The following is a 16,334-nucleotide window of genomic DNA, read 5'->3' as shown; positions in this document are numbered from 1 at the left end:
CTCAGCGTGTCGGCGTACACCCATGCGGGTGGAATCGGCGTGTCGGTCGGCGTGTCTCGTGCGGGGACACTTGCGCGACGGCGTGTCGGCTCGACACGTCAGAACCGCTCGGGCTGCCGCTCCTGCCACCGTCGGAACTGGGTCTCCCGCCACCGGGCCTCCCGCCGGACGTACGCGTGCCGGGCGACGACGTCGATGATCGCCGGCAGGGCGCGCAGCACCGCGAGCCGGTCGTGAGGCGGGAGCTGCGCCGCGACATGCACGAGGTCGGTGCGCAGTCCGGCCCGGTCGGCGTCGAGGGCCTCGTCGCCGAGCGCGGTGCGGCCCACCCACCAGCCGCTGCGCCCGTCCCCCTCGTCGGTGACGTGCTCGGCGTATCCCCGCTCGACGAGCCGCGCGACCGCCCGGACCGTCGCCGCATGGCTCAGCGAGCAGCGCCCGGCGAGCGCGGCCACCGACAACGGGGAGACGAGACCGAGGATCCCGAGCACCGCGAGCATCGAGTGGTCCAGCCCGAGCTTCGCGGCGTCCGCCCGCAGGAACTCGTCGACCACCGGCACCAACCGGTCCAGCACGCCGCCCGCGAACTCCGCGTTCTCCACGTCGTCGGTCGCGATCTGCGGGTCGGAATCGATGTCGCCCACGCCGACCGACGGTAGAGAGCGCGGACGTCCGCCGGGTCCGATTCGGAGGAACCGGACCGAGGGTCGGCCGCGGTCCTCGCACCGGCTCCCCGCCGCTACGGGGTCGAGTTCCGGGCAGATCGACGCGCGGCGCACACACTCGGCCGGGGACCGCCGGAGCTCTTGGGGAGACCGACGCGCCGCGCACACACTCGGCCAGGGACCGCCGATGCTCCTGGAGGGACCGACGCGCCGCGCACACACTTCGCCGGGTAACGGCGTGGCACCGGGAACGGTCGCGGACGCGCTCGGTGGGCGGTAGGTCGGGCGGCCCTGGCGGCTCGGCTCCATGCCCTCGCTCGAGGCCGACGAAGCGTGTGCGCGGCGCGTCGGTCCCCGCGAGCACGCGCGGCCGGTGGATCTCGTCGATCCAGGGCTGAGGGATGCCGCCGCCCGAGACACGATCAGCGAAGTGGCTCCGTGGGACTCGGGCCGTGCCTCGTGGTGCCCGCCGCGGCCTCGACGTGTGCGGCGCGCGTCGGTCGCTGGGGGGTGGTCCGCTGGGCCGGAGGTTGTGTGCGGCGCGCGTCGGTTTGCCGGAGGTGATGGTCGGGGCCTCGGTGTGTGTGCGCGGCGCGTCGATCTCCCCAGGAGCATCGGCGGTTCCCGGCCGAGTCTGTGCGCGGCGCGTCGATCGCGGTGCAGCCCTACTTCGTGTCGAGGACGAGGAAGCCCTCCGCATAGCGGCGCTGGTCCTCGGGCGTCCCCTCCTCGCACCATCCGGCTGCCTTCGCCTGCGCGTAGCCCCACATCTTCATCCGGTCGCCGAGTTCCTCCATGTGGCCCGTCTGGCTCTCGTGGGCGCGCAGCGCCGCGACCTTGGCCTCGATGTGGTCGGTGATGTCGATGTAGAGGTCCGCGCCCTCACCGGGGTTGGCGATCCACGTCTCACCGACCGACCACGCCTCGAGCCCCTCCTCGGCGAGGAGCTCCGGGTGCGCGAACGGATTGCGGGCGTCGGGATACACCGCGCACATCGCGGCCTCTCCCGCGGCGATGTGGTCGGGGTGGCTGCCGTAGGTGCTGCGCAGGTTGCGGGTGGGTGAGGGGACGACGACCCGGTCCGGGCGGTGGCGCCGGATCGAGCGGCTGATGTCGCGGCGCAGCTCGTGGGTGACGTAGAGCCGGCCGTCGGGGTGTCCCAGCCAGTCGATCTCGCCGACCCCGTACACGTCGGCGGCGGCCCGCTGCTCCTTGCGCCGCAGCTCGGCCATCTCGCTCCGACCGACCGCCTCGTCGTATCCACCGGCGTCGCCGTCGGTACAGATGCAGTAATCGACGGTGTTCCCCTCGGCCACCCACCGGGCCACCGAGCCGCCGCTACCGAAGTCGATGTCGTCGGGGTGCGCGACGATCATGAGGATGCGTGCCACGGCATCGTTTCTACCCGTTCTGCGTCCCGAACCTGCGGTAGAGGGGTCGTAACGCCTCCCGGACGTCGATGTCGGCGCCGTCGGACCCACCGGCGACGAGCAGCCCGAAGGGCGGCATCTCGTCGAGCAGCGCCTCCGAGCGGCCCGGGTCCGGCGACGACCTCGCCATCTCGGGCAGGGGTCCGCCCGCGGCGAAGTACCGGTCGACGACCGTGGCGAGCGGCGCGACGGCAGGATCCGCATCGTCGCGGCGCGACCGGATCCCGGCGAGCAACGTCGTCCGGTCCCGGCCGCGCCAGCGCAGGATGAGGAACGGGTCGTCGTCGAAGCGCTCCGCCACCAGGTAGGCGACCGCCGCGAGGTGCTTGCACGGCACCGACCAGTCGGGGCAGGAGCAGTCCATGGGCATCTCGCGGATGCCGGTCGGGAACAGCGAGAGGCCGACGGAGGCGAACACGTCCTCGAGGTCGTCGGGCACCGTTCCGCCGAGCAGCGACGCGGCGAACCAGGAGTCGCGGGCGAACGCGTCCTCGACGGCCTCCCACGCCTCGTCGGCGAAGGGCGAGAGGCCGATCCGGGCGCGGTAGGGCTCGTCGCGACTGCCCTGCACGGAGGCGACGATCTCGCCCGGCTCGATCGCGAGGTCGATCACCTGGCCCGCCCGGGCGTAGGTCTTGCCGCGGGTCAGACGGCCGCCGACGCCCAGCTTCTCCAGCACGGCGAGGAATCGCTCCGACCACCAGGACTCCCCGATCGCCCCGCGCCTGCTCTTCGCGGCCACGCCGCCCTCGACGGGGATCCGGCGGCCGTACTCGGAGAAGTCGGTCCGGCTGGGCTCGCCGGAGGGAGCGTCGTCGCGCGGGTCGGGGAACTTCTCGCGGAACGGCTGCTTCTTCCGCGGCGGGGGTTCAGGCGGCACCGGGGCCCCCGTCCAGGTCGACCGGCTCGGTGTCCGCGTCGGTGTCGTCCTCCTCGTCGTCGGGCTCGGAGCCCGCGGCGTCGTCGAGGGCGATGACACGGCGCAGTTCGTCGGTGGACAGCCCGGTGAGCCAGTCGGGGTCGTCGCCGTCGAGGGCCAAGCCGCCGATCACCTGGCCGGCCAGGACCCGCTTGCCCGCGATGAGGTCGTCGATGCGCTCCTCGACGGTCCCGGCGCACACCAGCTTGCGCACCCCCACGGTGCGCTTCTGGCCGATGCGGAACGCCCGGTCGGTGGCCTGGTCCTCGACGGCGGGGTTCCACCACCGGTCGAGGTGGATCACGTGCTGGGCGGCGGTGAGGGTCAGGCCCGTGCCGCCGGCCTTGAGCGAGAGCAGGAAGAGCGGTGGGCCCCCGCTGCCGTCCGGGCCGCCGGACTGGAACTCCTCGACCATGCGGTCGCGTGCCCGCCGTGACGTGCCGCCGTGCAGCCACAGGACCTCGACGCCGAACCGGGCCGCGAGGTGCGGCGCGAGCATGTCCCCGAACTCCGTGAACTGGGTGAACAGCAGCGCCTTCTCCCCCGCGGCGAGGATCTCGGCGACGATCTCCTCCACCCGGGCGAGCTTCCCCGAGCGGCGGCCCAGGGCCGACCCGTCGTGCAGCAGCAGCGCGGGGTGGTTGCAGACCTGTTTGAGCTTGGTCAACGCGGCCAGCACCCGCCCGCGCCGCTCGATGCCTGCCTTCCCCGCGGTCTCGAGGTCGTGCAGCGTCTCGGTCATCTCGTCGACGACCACCTGGTACAGCGACGCCTGCTCCGCGGTCAGGAGGCACCGCTCGATCGTCTCGATCTTGTCCGGGAGATCGTCGACGACGGCGGGGTCGGTCTTCACGCGCCGGAGGAGGAACGGGCGGACGGCGGTCTGGAGGCGCTTGGCGACGTCGGAGCGGCCGTGGCGCTCGATGGGCACGGCGTAGCGGTCGCGGAACGCGGTGACCGTTCCCAGCAGACCCGGGTTGACCGCATCCATGATCGACCACAGTTCGGCCAGCCGGTTCTCCATCGGGGTACCGGTCAGGGCGAGCCGGTGGCCGGCGTCGATGGTGCGCACGGCGCGGGCGGCCCGGGAGCGGTTGTTCTTCACCAGCTGGGCCTCGTCGAGCACGAGGCGGTGCCAGGAGTGGCGGGACAGCTCGGAGACGTCGCGGGTCAGGGTGCCGTAGGAGGTGACGACGAGGTCCGCGTCGCCGAGCATCGTCGCGAGATCACCCCGTGCGCGGCCCGCGCCGTGGTGCACGGCGACCCGCAGGTCCGGGACGAAGCGGGCCGCCTCGCGCTGCCAGGTCCCGACGACGGAGGTGGGCGCGACGAGCAGCGTGGGTCGGCTCGGACGGTCGTCGTCGGGCGCGGATCCCCCGTCGTCACGGCACCGCTCGTGCGCCTCCAGGGCCAGGACCTGCAGGGTCTTGCCGAGCCCCATGTCGTCGGCGAGCACGCCCCCGACCCGGAGGCCGGCCAGGAACGCCAGCCACGAGACGCCGCGGCGCTGGTAGGGGCGCAGCGTGGCCTCGAGTGCGGGCGGGTCGTCGAGCAGCGCGAGGTGGGACTCCGCCGCCCCGGTCAGCAGGTCCCCGAGCGCTCCCCCGGCGGTGATCTCCTCGACCGGCAGCGGCGCGGCCCAGTCGGGCGGGAGATCGTCGTGGTAAGTGGCGTGGAGGGCTAGGACGTCGCCGACGGTGGACGATGTGGGCGCCCGGTCGAGGAACTCCAGCCCGGCGCGCAGGCGGTCCCGGTCGAGCGCGACCCACTGCCCGCGCAGGAACACCAGGGGCGCCTTCGCGTGGACCAGGCTGCGCATCTCCTCGTCGGACAGCGGCTCGCCGTCGACGGCCAGGCGCCACGAGAACTCGACGAGCTCCTCGCGGCGCAGGCGCCCGGGAACGGCGACGACGCCGTCGGGAGTGGCTCCACCCTCGGCGTTCGCGGTGAGGCCCAGGGCGGCGGGCTTGGACCACCAGCTCGGCAGGAGCACCCCGAACCCGGCGCGGTCGAGGTCGGCCGCGACAGCGAGCAGGAAGTGGTGGGTCCCCTCGCGGTCGAGCTCCATGCCGGTCGGGCGCGGGACGCGCAGGGCGTCGGTGAGCTCGGGGTAGAGGCTCGCCGCGCGGCCGAGCTCGGCGAGCAGGACCTCGCTCGGGTCGTCGAGCCAGCGGCGCAGGGCTCCGGCGTCGCGCCAGATCGACTCGGCGGTCACCCGAAGGCTCGCGTCCTGGGTCGACTGCAGCGAGAACTCCAGCCAGAAGCGGGGCTCGCCCTCGACCGCGTGCCCCAGCCGGTCGACGGTGATCTCGGTCAGGCGGAACGTCCCGCGGGCCGGGCCGGCGTGCGGGGCGCCGACGACGTCCCACCGCGCGAGCCCGGCGTCGAGTCCCCCGGTCGCGGCGGCCTCGAGCAGGTCGTCCGACGGCGGGTCCTCGTCGACGAGGCGGTGGCGGGCCTCGGCGTCGACGAGCGCGGAGAGGGCCTCGGTGACGACGTCCGCGGGCTCCGGCCCGGCGCCGTCGCGCACCGGTCGGCCGTCGAGGGCCTCGGCGCGCACCGCGGGCGGGAGGGCGGCGGCGAAGGCGTCCGTCGCGACGAGGTCGCGGCCCTGCAGCACCGGACGCCAGCCGAGTGCGTGCTCCTCGTGGTGCGGGTCGGGGGCCGGGAGCACACGGCCGCGGGTGACGAGGTCGGCGGCGAAGCGACCCAGCGCCCGGAGGACCTCGAACTCGGGCCCCTCGCCCGGGAGCGGCTCGGAGCGCAGGAGCACACCGGCCTCGAGCTCCAGGACGGGCACGGTCCAGGGGGCGAGCGCGGCCGTCCGCGATTCCGCATCCTCGGTGACCGCGGACGACGGGCTCGGCGTCCGGTCGGCGGCGTCCGGTCCTCCGGTCGAGGGCAGGTGGAGCACCGCCTGCCCTTCGGCGCCCGTGGTCCCGAGCGCCGCCGCGACGGCGCGCAGCTGCTCGTGGTCGGCGGCGAACGGATGGGGTCGGGCCCCTCGGGCCCGGCTCGCACGGCGCTCTCCGCGCGCGGGGTCCTCGGCCCAGAGGCAGACACCTCGGCCCGGGGACCACGCGACATGCAGCGCGAGCATCGTCAACCCCCCCGTCGGTGTCCTCGCTCCGGTCAGGCGAACTGCACCTGGCCGTTCACGATCCGCGTCGAGATCGGCGTCAGCCCGGTGAGCGCCGGACCCTTCTTCAGCGCGCCCGAGCTCGCGTCGAACTGGCTGCCGTGGTTCGGGCACGTGATCGTGCCGCCCTCCGGCGGGTCCACCGTCGTGCCCTGGTGCGGGCACGAGGCGTTGTACGCCTTGACGACGCCCGCGCTGGGCTGGACGAGCAGCACCGGGCCGTTCGGGCCGTCGACGACGGTGCCGCTGCCGACCGGGATCGATGAGACGGGCGTGCCGGACGGAGCGGGCGTGGTGGCGGTGCCCCCTCCTCCGGGGGGCTCGCCGGACGACGAGCAAGCGGCCAGCACGCCGGGGGCGGCGAGCGCGACGACGAGGCCGCAGAGGGCGCGACGGCGGGTCAGGCCCGTCGCGCCGTCGTCCGGAGCGGCACCGTTCTCGGTGGTCTCACTGGTCACGGGGAGGGACCTCCGTGGTCTGGCGAGGCGTGGGTGGCCCGTGGGTGGCGAGCACTGTCCCGATCGTCCTCGGCGGGGATGACGCGGGTCGGGGCCCCGGGGAGCCAGGGACCGACGCTACTCCGGCAGCGCGAGCAGGCCCTCGACGACGTCGTCGAGACCTGGCCCGACGACGTGCGGGCGCAGGACGGCGTCGGGGACCCGGCCCTCGAGCCGCTCGCAGAACCCACCGAGCAGGCCGGCCGCCAGCGCCCCGTGGACGTCCCACGAGTGCACCGCCACCAGTGCCGTGCGCGCGGCCTCGACGGCATCGCCGGCCCCCGACGCTGCGGTCTCCCCGGCCACGCGCTGCACCGCGAAGTCGTACACCCGCCTCGGGGGCTTGAACGAGGAGATCTCTTCGGACGAGAAGACATCGACGAACAGGTCCCGCACTCCCCCGCCCTCCAGGGCGGCCGAGGCCGTCGCGGCCGAGCCGTGGGTGAACCCGTAGGCGGGGACCCCGGCGTCACGCAGCAGGGTCAGCGCGGCCCGGACGTCGTCGTGGACCGGCAGCTCGCGGAACCCGTCGAGGACCGAGGCGACCTGGTCGTCGGTGAGGTCGGGGCCGCTCGTACGACGGAGCATGTCCGTGGCGATCGCGCGGAACGGCGGCGCGTCGCCCGCGAGCGTGAGGGCCATCCCCTGGTGCAGGAGGCGGGCGAAGAACAGCTCCAGGTCGGTGCCGGGGCGGCCGAGCGCCACGAATCGGGGACGCAGGCCCTCGAGCTGCAGGCAGGTCTCGAAGAGGTCGAACAGCACGACCTTCGGACGGCGGGCCGGCGCGAGCTGGGGGGCGGTCACGGTCGTCCATGGTGCCGGGCGGGGGGTCGGTCAGCGCGGCGAGCGTCGCGTCCCGCCTCGGTCCTGGGCGCACCGACGCGCGGCGCACACAGTCGGGCGCCGCCGCGATGCCGTTGTGGGGATCGACGCGCCGCACACACACCGGCGCCGACGAGACGCGGAGCGGCCGGAACGGCCCGTGACGCGACCGACCAGCCGCGCGCCGCGGACCCGTCAGGCCGCGTGGCGGGCGCGTACCTGCCGCCAACAGCCCGCCGTCGTCGAGGGACCTGCGCGCGGCGCGTCGGTACGGGCTGAGCCGATGGCGGCATCCGATCACCCCGCGGCGAGGTCCGCGTTCACCCGCCCCGGCCAGACCGGCCCGCCGTAGACGAACCCGGTGTACGCCTGGATCAGCGTCGCGCCGGCCTCGAGCCGGCGGCGGGCCTCCGCGGCGTCCGCGATCCCGCCCACCGACACCAGGCAGAGCCGACCCGCGACCCGCGCGGCCAACCGCGCCAGGACCGCCCGCGCCGGCTCCACCAGCGGCGCGCCCGACAGGCCTCCGGTCCCGGCCGCCTGGACGACGTCGGCGGGGGTCACCAGGCCCGCTCGGGAGATCGTCGTGTTCGTCGCGATGATCCCGTCCAGACCCGACGCGACCGCGAGATCGGCGATCGCGTCCACGCCGTCGTCGTCGAGGTCCGCGGTGATCTTGACGAGCAACGGGGTCGGCCCGATCTCCCCCCGCACCGCGGCGAGCAGCGGATCCAGGGCGTCGACGCCCTGCAGGTCGCGCAGGCCCGGGGTGTTCGGGGAGGAGACGTTGACGACGACGTAGTCCGCGTACGGCCCGAGCGTGCGGGCCGAGTAGCGGTAGTCCTCGAGGGTCTCGTCGGGGCCCGTCGCGATCTTCGACTTCCCGATGTTCACGCCGAGCACGGTGCCGAGCGGCCCGTCGGCACGCAGCGCCGCCAGGCGTGACGCGACGGCGTCCGCCCCGGCGTTGTTGAACCCCATCCGGTTGACCAGCGCATGGTCGGCGGGCAGCCGGAAGAGCCGCGGGCGCGGGTTCCCCGGCTGCGGTCGGGCGGTGACGGTCCCGATCTCGACGGCGCCGAAGCCGAGCCGGGCGAGGCCGCGGATCCCCTCGCCGTCCTTGTCGTAGCCGGCGGCGACCCCCAGCGGCGAGGCGAAGTCGAGGCCCATCGCGGACACCGCCAGCGACGGGTCGGGCGCGCGGTGCGGCAGGACGGGCGTCGCCGCCTGGAGGGCCCGCAGCCCGATGCGGTGGGTGCGCTCGGCGGGCACCCGGACGGCGACGTGCCGGAACATCGCGCCGTAGAGCCCCGTGCTCACGACAGCTCCCCCGTCACGACAGGGGCGTCCCGTAGCGGGCGTGCAGGTCGCGGAGTCGGCCGATCCCCCGCGCCGCGTGCTCCTTGTCGACGGCCTGGATCGCGGAGACCACGAGGTACTCGTCGTCGGGGAGGTCGAGCCGGGCGAACTGCGCGCCGTCGGGGAAGCTCACCGCGACGACGTCGGCCCAGGCGACCCGGCGGGTGAGGATCGTGGCCCGCACCTCCACGCCGCCCCGTCCGGCGCGGAGCCGGGGGCGGGCGAACAGCAGCGCTCCGCCGGCCAGGATCAGGCCGAGGACGACCATCGCGACCTGGTCGGCCGGGCGGAAGTTGAACCCCGCCGACTGGACGTAGACCAGCAGCGCGCCCGTCGCGAAGAACGCGAACAGCAGCACCGCGAGGACCCAGGCGACCCAGCGGATCCGGTGCGGTCGGAGCTCGAGCTCGACCGGTCCGAGGTCGAGGTCCTCCGGCGGCACGACGACGGGCCCGGGAGCGGCCTCCTCCGGCCTGCTCACCGCGCGAACCCCACCGGGCTGCGACGGCTCCCGTCGCGCAGCACGCCGAGGGTCAGGGCGGCGTCGAGCGCCGCGACGACGGCCTCGAAGCCCTTGTCCTCGGTCGAGTCCGGCGTCCCGGCGCGTGCCCAGGCCTGGTCGAGGCTCTCGACGGTGAGCACGCCGTTGCCGACCGGGGTGCGCTCGTCGAGGCCCACGCGCAGCAGACCCGCGGTGACGGCGTCGCAGACGTAGTCGAAGTGCGGGGTCGAGCCGCGGACGACGGTGCCGAGCCCGACGACGGCGTCGTGGGCCGCCGCGAGCCCCTGGCAGACGACGGGGAGCTCCATGGCGCCGGCGACGTGCACGACGGTCGGCTCGACCACGCCGGCACGCTCGGCGGCGAGCAGCGCCCGTTCGAGCATCGTGTCCACGATCTCGCCGTTCCAGCGGGTCGCGGCGATCCCGAGGCGCAGCCCGGTGGCGTCGGGCGCCTCGATCTCCGGCCGTCCCTGGGTGCTCATGCGCCCGACCTCGAGCCCTTGCTGTTGACCAGGCCGTCCTCGTAGGTGTCGAGCCCCTCGAGGTCGTGGCCCATCCGGTCGCGCTTGGTCCGCAGGTAGCGCAGGTTCTCCGGGGTGGCCCGTGCCGGCAACGCCACCCGGTCGAGGATCTCCAGGCCGTAGCCCTCGAGCCCGGCGCGCTTCTCCGGGTTGTTGGTCAGCAGGCGCATGCTCTTGATCCCGAGGTCGGCGAGGATCTGCGCGCCGGTGCCGTAGTCGCGGGCGTCGGCGGGCATGCCGAGGGCGAGGTTCGCGTCGACGGTGTCGGCCCCGGCGTCCTGCAGCTGGTAGGCCTGCAGCTTGTGGATCAGGCCGATCCCCCGGCCCTCGTGCCCGCGCACGTAGAGCACCACGCCGCGGCCCTCGGCCGCGACGGCGGCCATGGCGGCGTCGAGCTGCGGTCCGCAGTCGCACCGGCGGGAGCGCAGGACGTCTCCGGTGAGGCACTCGGAGTGCACCCGCACGAGCACGTCGTCGCCGTCGCCGATCTCCCCGTAGACCAGGGCGACGTGCTCGATGCCGTCGAGCAGCGAGTCGTAGCCGTAGGCGGTGAACTCCCCGTGGTCGGTGGGGATGCGCGCGTGCGCGACCTGGGCGACCTGCTTCTCGGAGCGGCGCCGGTAGGCGATGAGGTCCTTGATCGTGATGATCGCGAGGTCGTGCTCGTCGGCGAAGACGGCCAGCTCCTCGTAGCGCGCCATCTCGCCGTCGTCCTTCTGCGAGACGATCTCGCAGATCGCCCCCGCCGGCTCGAGACCGGCGAGCCGCGCGAGGTCCACCGCGGCCTCGGTGTGCCCGGGGCGGCGCAGCACCCCGCCGTCGCGCGCCCGCAGCGGGACGACGTGGCCGGGGCGGGAGAGGTCGGTCGCGGTGGACCCGGTGTCGGCGAGCACCTGGATGGTGCGGGCGCGGTCGGTGCCGGAGATGCCGGTGCCGATGCCCTCGCGCGCGTCGACCGAGACGGTGTAGGCGGTGCCGTGGCGGTCCTGGTTGATCGAGTGCGCGGGCGGCAGGTCGAGCCGGTCGCAGGCCTCGCCGGTGAGCGGGACGCAGATGTAGCCCGAGGTGTAGCGGATCATGAAGGAGACGAGCTCCGGCGTCGCCTTCTCGGCCGCGAAGATCAGGTCGCCTTCGTTCTCCCGGTCCTCGTCGTCGACCACGACGACGGCCCTGCCCTGCGCGATCTCGTCGATCGCGCGCTCGATGTGCTCGAAGCCGTCCACGTGCCTCATCCCTCCGCTCCCGCTGCTGCCGTACCCGCGCCGAGAAGGCGCTCGACGTACTTCGCCAGGACATCGACCTCGAGGTTCACCGTCGCCCCGACCTCTCGTGATCCCAGGGTGGTCTCGGCCAGCGTCGTGGGGATCAGCCCGACGGAGAACCCGTCGTCGTCGACCGCGGTGACGGTCAGGCTGACCCCGTCCACCGCGATCGAGCCCTTCTCCACGATGTAGCGGGCCAGCCCGACTCCGCCGTCCGCCTCGCGGGGCGTCGAGAAGCGGATCGCCGTCCAGTGCTCGGAGGGCTCCAGGGCGGCCACCGTGGCGGTCCCGTCGACGTGGCCCTGCACGATGTGCCCGCCCAGGCGTGCGCCGGCGGCGAGCGCGCGCTCGAGGTTGACCGTGGCGCCCGGCGCGGCCCCGGCGAGGCTGGAGCGCCGCAGCGTCTCGCCCATGACGTCCACGCCGAAGGTGCCGTCAGCGGGGTCGACCACGGTGAGGCAGACGCCGTTGACCGCGATCGAGTCGCCGGGCCCGGCGTCGGAGGTCACCACCGGGCCTCGGATGCGCAGGCGCGCCGAGTCCTCCAGCGACGTGACGTCGACGATCTCGCCGACCTCTTCCACGATCCCGGTGAACACGCACTTCCCCTGTCGTCCGGCACCCGCGAGCTTCCTCGCTCAACCACGGGCGATCCCTGCATCATCCTCGGCCACCCGTTCGCGTGCCGTCGCCCGGGGCGGCGCGTGCGGTGAAACCGGCCACTGAGCTCAGATTACTTGCGGGTAGGGCTCGTGCGGTGCGGGGACGCGTGGGCGGCCTGCTCGCGCAGCGCGGCCACCGCGCGTCCCGGGTCCTCGGCGCCGTAGACCGCGCTGCCGGCGACGAAGCAGTCCACCCCGGCCTCCGCGGCCTGCTCGACGGTGTCCGTGCCGATCCCCCCGTCGATCTCGACGAGGACCTTCAGGTGCCCGGTGTCCACGAGCCGGCGCGCGGTGCGGACCTTGTCGAGCACCTCGGGCATGAAGCTCTGGCCGCCGAACCCCGGCTCCACGCTCATGACGAGCAGCGTGTCGTAGTCGCGCAGGACCTCGATCCAGTCCTCGAGCGGGGTGTTCGGCTTGACCGAGAGCCCCGCCAGGGCGCCGGCGGCGTGCAGGTCCCGCGCGAGCATGCGCGGGTCGCGCGCGGCCTCGGCGTGGACGGTGACGTTGTGGGCCCCCGCCTCGGCGTAGGGCGGGGCCCAGCGGTCCGGGTCCTCGATCATCAGGTGGCAGTCGATCGGGATGTCGGTGGCCTTCAGCAGGCTCTCGACGACGGGCAGACCCAGGGTCAGGTTGGGCACGAAGTGCGCGTCCATGACGTCCACGTGCAGCCAGTCCGCGCCATTTCCCTCCGGCCGCCTCACCGCCTCCGCCTCGTCAGCCAGGTGCGCGAAGTCGGCGGACAGGATGCTGGGCGCGATGAGAGGGGCGGGCACGCAGGGCATTGTGGCTGACCGCTCGTCAGGCGGACCGGCGCAGGGTCGCGCAGTACATGGCGTCGGTCCCGTGGCGGTGCGGCCACAGCTGCACCCCGGGTCCGTCGGGGACGGCGGTGGCGGGGATGTCGGGCAGGAACGCCGCGGTGTCGAGGAGCTCCGCGCCGGTCTGCTCCAGCACCGCACGGACCACGTCGACCGTCTCGGCGGGATGCGGGGAGCACGTCGCGTACGTGACGATCCCCCCGGGGCGCACCCGCTCCAGGCCGTGCGCGAGCAGGCTGCGCTGCAGGTCGGCGAGCTCGGCGACGTCCTCGGCGCGGCGTCGCCACCGCGCCTCGGGGCGGCGGCGCAGCGCCCCCAGCCCGGTGCAGGGGGCGTCGACGAGGACCCGGTCGTACGCCGCCTCGGGCAGGGCGACCTCGCGGGCGTCGCCGGTGTGCACGCGCACCGGCAGACCGGCGGTGGCCTTCTCGACGAGGGCCGAGCGGTGCGGGGCACGGTCGACGGCGTCGACGGTCGCGCCCTGGATGGCGGCGAGCGCCCCCAGCATCACGGCCTTGCCGCCGGGCCCGGCGCACAGGTCGAGCCAGAACTCGTCCCGGCCGGTCAGTTCGGCGCGGGCCGCCGCCAGCGCGACGAGCTGGCTGCCCTCGTCCTGCACGACGGCCAGTCCCTCGCGGATCGCCTCCAGGTCGCCGGGGTCCCCGCCCTCGGTGAGCAGCACGCCGTACGGCGACCAGGGGGCCTCGTCGCCACCGGTGATCGCGGCGAGCTCCTCGGCCGTGATCTCGCCCGGGCGGGCGGCGAGGTGGACCGCGGGGCGGGCGTCGTCGGCGGCGAGCGCGTCGCCGAGTTCGGCGTCGGCGGCGGGCCCCAGGGCGTCGCGGAAGACCTCGGCGATCCAGCGCGGGTGGGCGTGGACGAACGCGAGGTGGCCGACGGGGTCCTCGGCGGCGTCGGGCGCGAGCTGCTCGGCCCACCCGGCCTCGTCACGTTCCCCGACGCGGCGCAGGACGGCGTTGACGAAGCCCGTCGGCTTGGAGCCCGCGCGCGAGCGGACCAGCTCGACGGTGGCCCCGACGGCAGCGTGGGCCGGGATCCGGGTGCGCAGCAGCTGCTGGGCACCCAGGCGGAGCGCGTCGAGCACCACGCCGTCGAGCCGGTCGAGCGGGCGGTCTACGCAGGCCCCGAGCACGGCGTCGAGCAGGCCCTGGGCGCGACAGGCGCCGTAGGCGAGGTCGGTGGCCAGCGCGGCGTCACGGCCGGAGATCCGGCGCTCGCGCAGCAGCTTCGGGAGCGTGAGGTTGGCGTACGCGTCGTCCTCGCGGACGGCCCGCAGCGTCTCCAGCGCGGCCTCCCGCGCGGGATCGCCCTGCGGCGGGCGGCTCGGGCCGGAGCGCCCCCGGGGTGGACCGGAGCGGTGCGGCTTCTCCGGGCGGCGGCGGGGGCCGCGCCCGGAACGGTGCCCGCCGGGCGGGACGGAGCTGTCGGTCATGCGTCCCCCGTCGCTTCGCTCGCCCCGGTCATGCGTCCCCCGTCGCTTCGCTCGCCCCGGTCATGCGTCCCCCGTCGCTTCGCTCGCCCCGGTCACGCGAAGGACTCCCCCGCCGCGGGCTGTGCCCCGCGCGTCCAGTCGACCGCGGGCATGGCTGGCTTGCCCGCGGGCTGGACGGTACCGAGCGCGACGGGGACACCCGCGGTCCCGACCAGGACGCGGCGCTTCTCGACGCGCAGCTCGCCGGGCGCCAGGTCGGTCGGGGTGGGCGGGGGAGACTCCGTGCTCACGGGTCCGATCTTGACGCGTTGTCCGCGGAACTCGGTCCATGCCCCCGGGGCCGGGGTGACCGAGCGGACCAGCCGGTCGATCGCCAGGGGCGGGTCCGACCACCGGACCCGGGCATCGTCGACGGTGACCTTCGGTGCCACCGACACGCCCTCGGCGGACTGCGGGACCGCCACGAGCGAGCCGTCCGCGATCCCGTCGAGGGTCGCGGCGAGCAGGCCCGCGCCGGAGGCGGCGAGGCGCTCGAGCAGCGCCCCGGCGGTGTCGTCGTCGGCGATCTTCTCGGTGACGGCACCGAACACCGGGCCCGTGTCCATGCCCTCCTCGAGCCGGAACGTGGTGGCTCCGGTGAGCTCGTCGCCCGCGCGGATCGCCGCCTGCACGGGGGCGGCGCCGCGCCAGGCGGGGAGCAGCGAGAAGTGCAGGTTCACCCAGCCGTGGAGCGGGATCTCCAGGGCGGCCGGGCGCAATATGTTGCCGTAGGCGACGACGGGTGCGCAGTCCGGGGCGATCGCGCGCAGCCGGTCGAGGAAGTCCGGGTCGGAGGCCTTCGGCGGCGTCAGCACCTCGACCCCGGCCTCGTCGGCGAGCGCGCCGACCGGCGATCGCTGGAGTCGCCGGCGTCGCCCCGCGGGCGCGTCGGGGCGGGTCACGACCGCCACGACCTCGTGCTCGTCGGACTCCAGCAGCCGGCGCAACGAGGGGACGGCGGGCTCGGGGGTGCCGGCGAAGACCACCCTCATGACGTCCGGACTCCCCCGAAGAGCGGGTTCACCGGACCGGCGCCGGCGCCGGCGGGGGCGTGGGGGCTGGCCTTCACGCGCGGCGGGGCGGCGGGGTCGAACCAGTCGGCCTGGCGGATGGCCGCCATGGCCTCCTTGCGGGTCGCCGCGTCGAGCTTGTCGAGGAACAGCACGCCGTCGAGGTGGTCGGTCTCGTGCTGGATGGCGCGCGCGAGCATCGAGGTGCCCTCGATCTCCTGCGGCTCCCCGTGCAGGTCCCATCCGCGGGCGACGACGTGGTCGTAGCGGCGGCAGTCCCACCGGAACCCCGGGATGGACAGGCAACCCTCCGGCCCGATCTGCTCGGTGTCGTCGAGCACGGTCCACTCCGGGTTGATCATGTGACCTTCCACCAGCTCTCCCTCGAGACCGGTGGCGCGGAAGACGAACGCCCGCAGTCCGACCCCGATCTGCGGTGCCGCGAGCCCGGCGCCGCCCTGCTCGACCATCGTCTCCTGCAGGTCGGCGACGAGGGTGCGCAGTTCCTTGTCGAACGTCGTCACCTCGGTGGCGCGCTCGCGCAGGACGGGATCTCCGAAGTAGCGGACGGGCTGGACGGTCACGGTCGTCCAGTCTACGGAGACGACGCGGAGCGGGACTCGACCACCGGGGACGTATCGCGCTCGGACATCCGGCTCAGAGCGGATCCTGCGGGTCGAGCAGCACCCGCACCGGATCGGTCTCCTTGCGGGCCGAGCGGGTGGCGACGGCGGCCGCGAGCTCGGTCGCGAGCACCCGCCCGGCACGGCGCGGTACCCGGACCAGGCAGCGCTCGGCCCGTTCGGTGCGCTCGTCACCACCGGGCAGGCGCGTGTTCGCGGGCAGCTCGACGGGGCCCAGGACCTCGGCGTCGGGTTCCCCGTCCCCGGTCTCGGGCAGGTGCAGCACGGCGAGCAGTCCGCGCAGCGCCTCCGGGTCCCCGTCGAGGGCGGCCATCCGGACCGCGGGCGGCAGGCCGAGCTCGGTCCGGGCGTCGAGCTCGGCGCCCGCGTACCCCGCGGGATCCCAGCGGACGAGCGCCTGGACCGCCGCGACACTGGACTCGGCGACGACGACCACCCGCCCGCCGTCGGGACCGGGCCGCACCAGCGAGGCCGCCGCGAACCACCGTCGCACCGTCTCCTCCGCCGCGCGCAGCTCCGGGCGGGCCAGCAGCGCCGACCCGTCGAGCAGCAGGGCCGCGCCGTACCCGCCGTCGGCGACCGGCTCGGC

15 protein-coding genes and 1 pseudogene are annotated in these 16,334 nt (G+C 74.8%); all 16 read right to left on the bottom strand.

The features are described 5' to 3' along the window. Positions 1-98 precede the first annotated feature (98 nt). Positions 99-644 carry a MarR family winged helix-turn-helix transcriptional regulator gene (locus tag VGI02_RS21700; protein ID WP_331630761.1) on the bottom strand — a complete coding sequence of 182 codons (546 nt, stop codon included), beginning with the start codon at positions 642-644 and terminating at the stop codon, positions 99-101. 686 nt (positions 645-1,330) lie between these two features. Continuing rightward, positions 1,331-2,056, bottom strand: coding sequence for a PIG-L deacetylase family protein (locus tag VGI02_RS21695; protein ID WP_331630759.1), 726 nt, complete (start codon positions 2,054-2,056; stop codon positions 1,331-1,333). Between the two features lie 10 nt (positions 2,057-2,066). Next, complete coding sequence (locus VGI02_RS21690) at positions 2,067-2,975, bottom strand: SWIM zinc finger family protein (RefSeq protein WP_331630757.1); 909 nt, start codon at positions 2,973-2,975, stop codon at positions 2,067-2,069. Then, complete coding sequence (locus tag VGI02_RS21685; RefSeq protein WP_331630755.1) at positions 2,965-6,114, bottom strand: SNF2-related protein; 3,150 nt, start codon at positions 6,112-6,114, stop codon at positions 2,965-2,967. Before VGI02_RS21685 ends, VGI02_RS21690 begins: the two co-directional genes overlap by 11 nt. Positions 6,115-6,146: 32 nt before the next feature. Beyond that, positions 6,147-6,611, bottom strand: a complete 465-nt coding sequence (locus tag VGI02_RS21680) for a Rieske (2Fe-2S) protein (RefSeq protein ID WP_331630753.1) — start codon at positions 6,609-6,611, stop codon at positions 6,147-6,149. Between the two features lie 117 nt (positions 6,612-6,728). Beyond that, positions 6,729-7,454: an HAD family hydrolase gene (locus tag VGI02_RS21675; protein ID WP_331630751.1), complete on the bottom strand. Its 726-nt coding sequence runs from the start codon at positions 7,452-7,454 to the stop codon at positions 6,729-6,731. Positions 7,455-7,769: 315 nt separating this feature from the next. Continuing rightward, the gene (locus tag VGI02_RS21670; RefSeq protein ID WP_331630749.1) at positions 7,770-8,792 is read right to left on the bottom strand and encodes a quinone-dependent dihydroorotate dehydrogenase; all 1,023 of its coding nucleotides are present in this window, start codon (positions 8,790-8,792) and stop codon (positions 7,770-7,772) included. 13 nt (positions 8,793-8,805) lie between these two features. Beyond that, on the bottom strand, positions 8,806-9,312 hold the full coding sequence (locus VGI02_RS21665; RefSeq protein WP_331630747.1) for a PH domain-containing protein: 507 nt from the start codon (positions 9,310-9,312) through the stop codon (positions 8,806-8,808). After that, on the bottom strand, positions 9,309-9,815 hold the full coding sequence (gene ribH, locus VGI02_RS21660; protein WP_331630745.1) for a 6,7-dimethyl-8-ribityllumazine synthase: 507 nt from the start codon (positions 9,813-9,815) through the stop codon (positions 9,309-9,311). The genes VGI02_RS21665 and ribH overlap by 4 nt, the downstream gene beginning before the upstream one ends. After that, entirely contained in the window at positions 9,812-11,086 is a 1,275-nt protein-coding gene (locus VGI02_RS21655) for a bifunctional 3,4-dihydroxy-2-butanone-4-phosphate synthase/GTP cyclohydrolase II (RefSeq protein ID WP_331630743.1), read from the bottom strand. The genes ribH and VGI02_RS21655 overlap by 4 nt, the downstream gene beginning before the upstream one ends. Further along, positions 11,083-11,715, bottom strand: coding sequence for a riboflavin synthase (locus VGI02_RS21650; RefSeq protein ID WP_331630741.1), 633 nt, complete (start codon positions 11,713-11,715; stop codon positions 11,083-11,085). The genes VGI02_RS21655 and VGI02_RS21650 overlap by 4 nt, the downstream gene beginning before the upstream one ends. A 134-nt stretch (positions 11,716-11,849) precedes the next feature. Continuing rightward, positions 11,850-12,563, bottom strand: a complete 714-nt coding sequence (gene rpe / locus VGI02_RS21645) for a ribulose-phosphate 3-epimerase (protein ID WP_331630739.1) — start codon at positions 12,561-12,563, stop codon at positions 11,850-11,852. 16 nt (positions 12,564-12,579) lie between these two features. Next, positions 12,580-14,052 carry an RsmB/NOP family class I SAM-dependent RNA methyltransferase gene (locus tag VGI02_RS21640; RefSeq protein WP_331630737.1) on the bottom strand — a complete coding sequence of 491 codons (1,473 nt, stop codon included), beginning with the start codon at positions 14,050-14,052 and terminating at the stop codon, positions 12,580-12,582. 92 nt (positions 14,053-14,144) lie between these two features. Continuing rightward, positions 14,145-15,083, bottom strand: coding sequence for a methionyl-tRNA formyltransferase (fmt, locus tag VGI02_RS21635; protein ID WP_331630735.1), 939 nt, complete (start codon positions 15,081-15,083; stop codon positions 14,145-14,147). Continuing rightward, a complete protein-coding gene (def, locus tag VGI02_RS21630) occupies positions 15,080-15,685 on the bottom strand; it encodes a peptide deformylase (RefSeq protein ID WP_331630732.1) in 606 nt (201 codons plus the stop codon). The genes fmt and def overlap by 4 nt, the downstream gene beginning before the upstream one ends. A 73-nt stretch (positions 15,686-15,758) precedes the next feature. Further along, positions 15,759-16,334 (bottom strand): annotated as a pseudogene (locus VGI02_RS21625) (primosome assembly protein PriA); the annotation flags it as partial.

Origin of the sequence: Actinomycetospora sp. (assembly GCF_036497245.1) — a bacterium.
Classification (GTDB): domain Bacteria; phylum Actinomycetota; class Actinomycetes; order Mycobacteriales; family Pseudonocardiaceae; genus Actinomycetospora.
The sequence above is the reverse complement of the archived record's forward strand: the minus strand, read 5'-3'. Positions and strand labels throughout refer to the sequence as shown.

What these genes read in the sequence shown, in the direction of transcription:
- VGI02_RS21685 (WP_331630755.1), bottom strand. Translation starts at nt 6,114, where the DNA reads ATGCTCGCGCTGCATGTCGCGTGGTCCCCGGGCCGAGGTGTCTGCCTC.
- ribH (WP_331630745.1), bottom strand. Translation starts at nt 9,815, where the DNA reads ATGAGCACCCAGGGACGGCCGGAGATCGAGGCGCCCGACGCCACCGGG.
- VGI02_RS21655 (WP_331630743.1), bottom strand. Translation starts at nt 11,086, where the DNA reads ATGAGGCACGTGGACGGCTTCGAGCACATCGAGCGCGCGATCGACGAG.
- rpe (WP_331630739.1), bottom strand. Translation starts at nt 12,563, where the DNA reads ATGCCCTGCGTGCCCGCCCCTCTCATCGCGCCCAGCATCCTGTCCGCC.
- VGI02_RS21640 (WP_331630737.1), bottom strand. Translation starts at nt 14,052, where the DNA reads ATGACCGACAGCTCCGTCCCGCCCGGCGGGCACCGTTCCGGGCGCGGC.
- fmt (WP_331630735.1), bottom strand. Translation starts at nt 15,083, where the DNA reads ATGAGGGTGGTCTTCGCCGGCACCCCCGAGCCCGCCGTCCCCTCGTTG.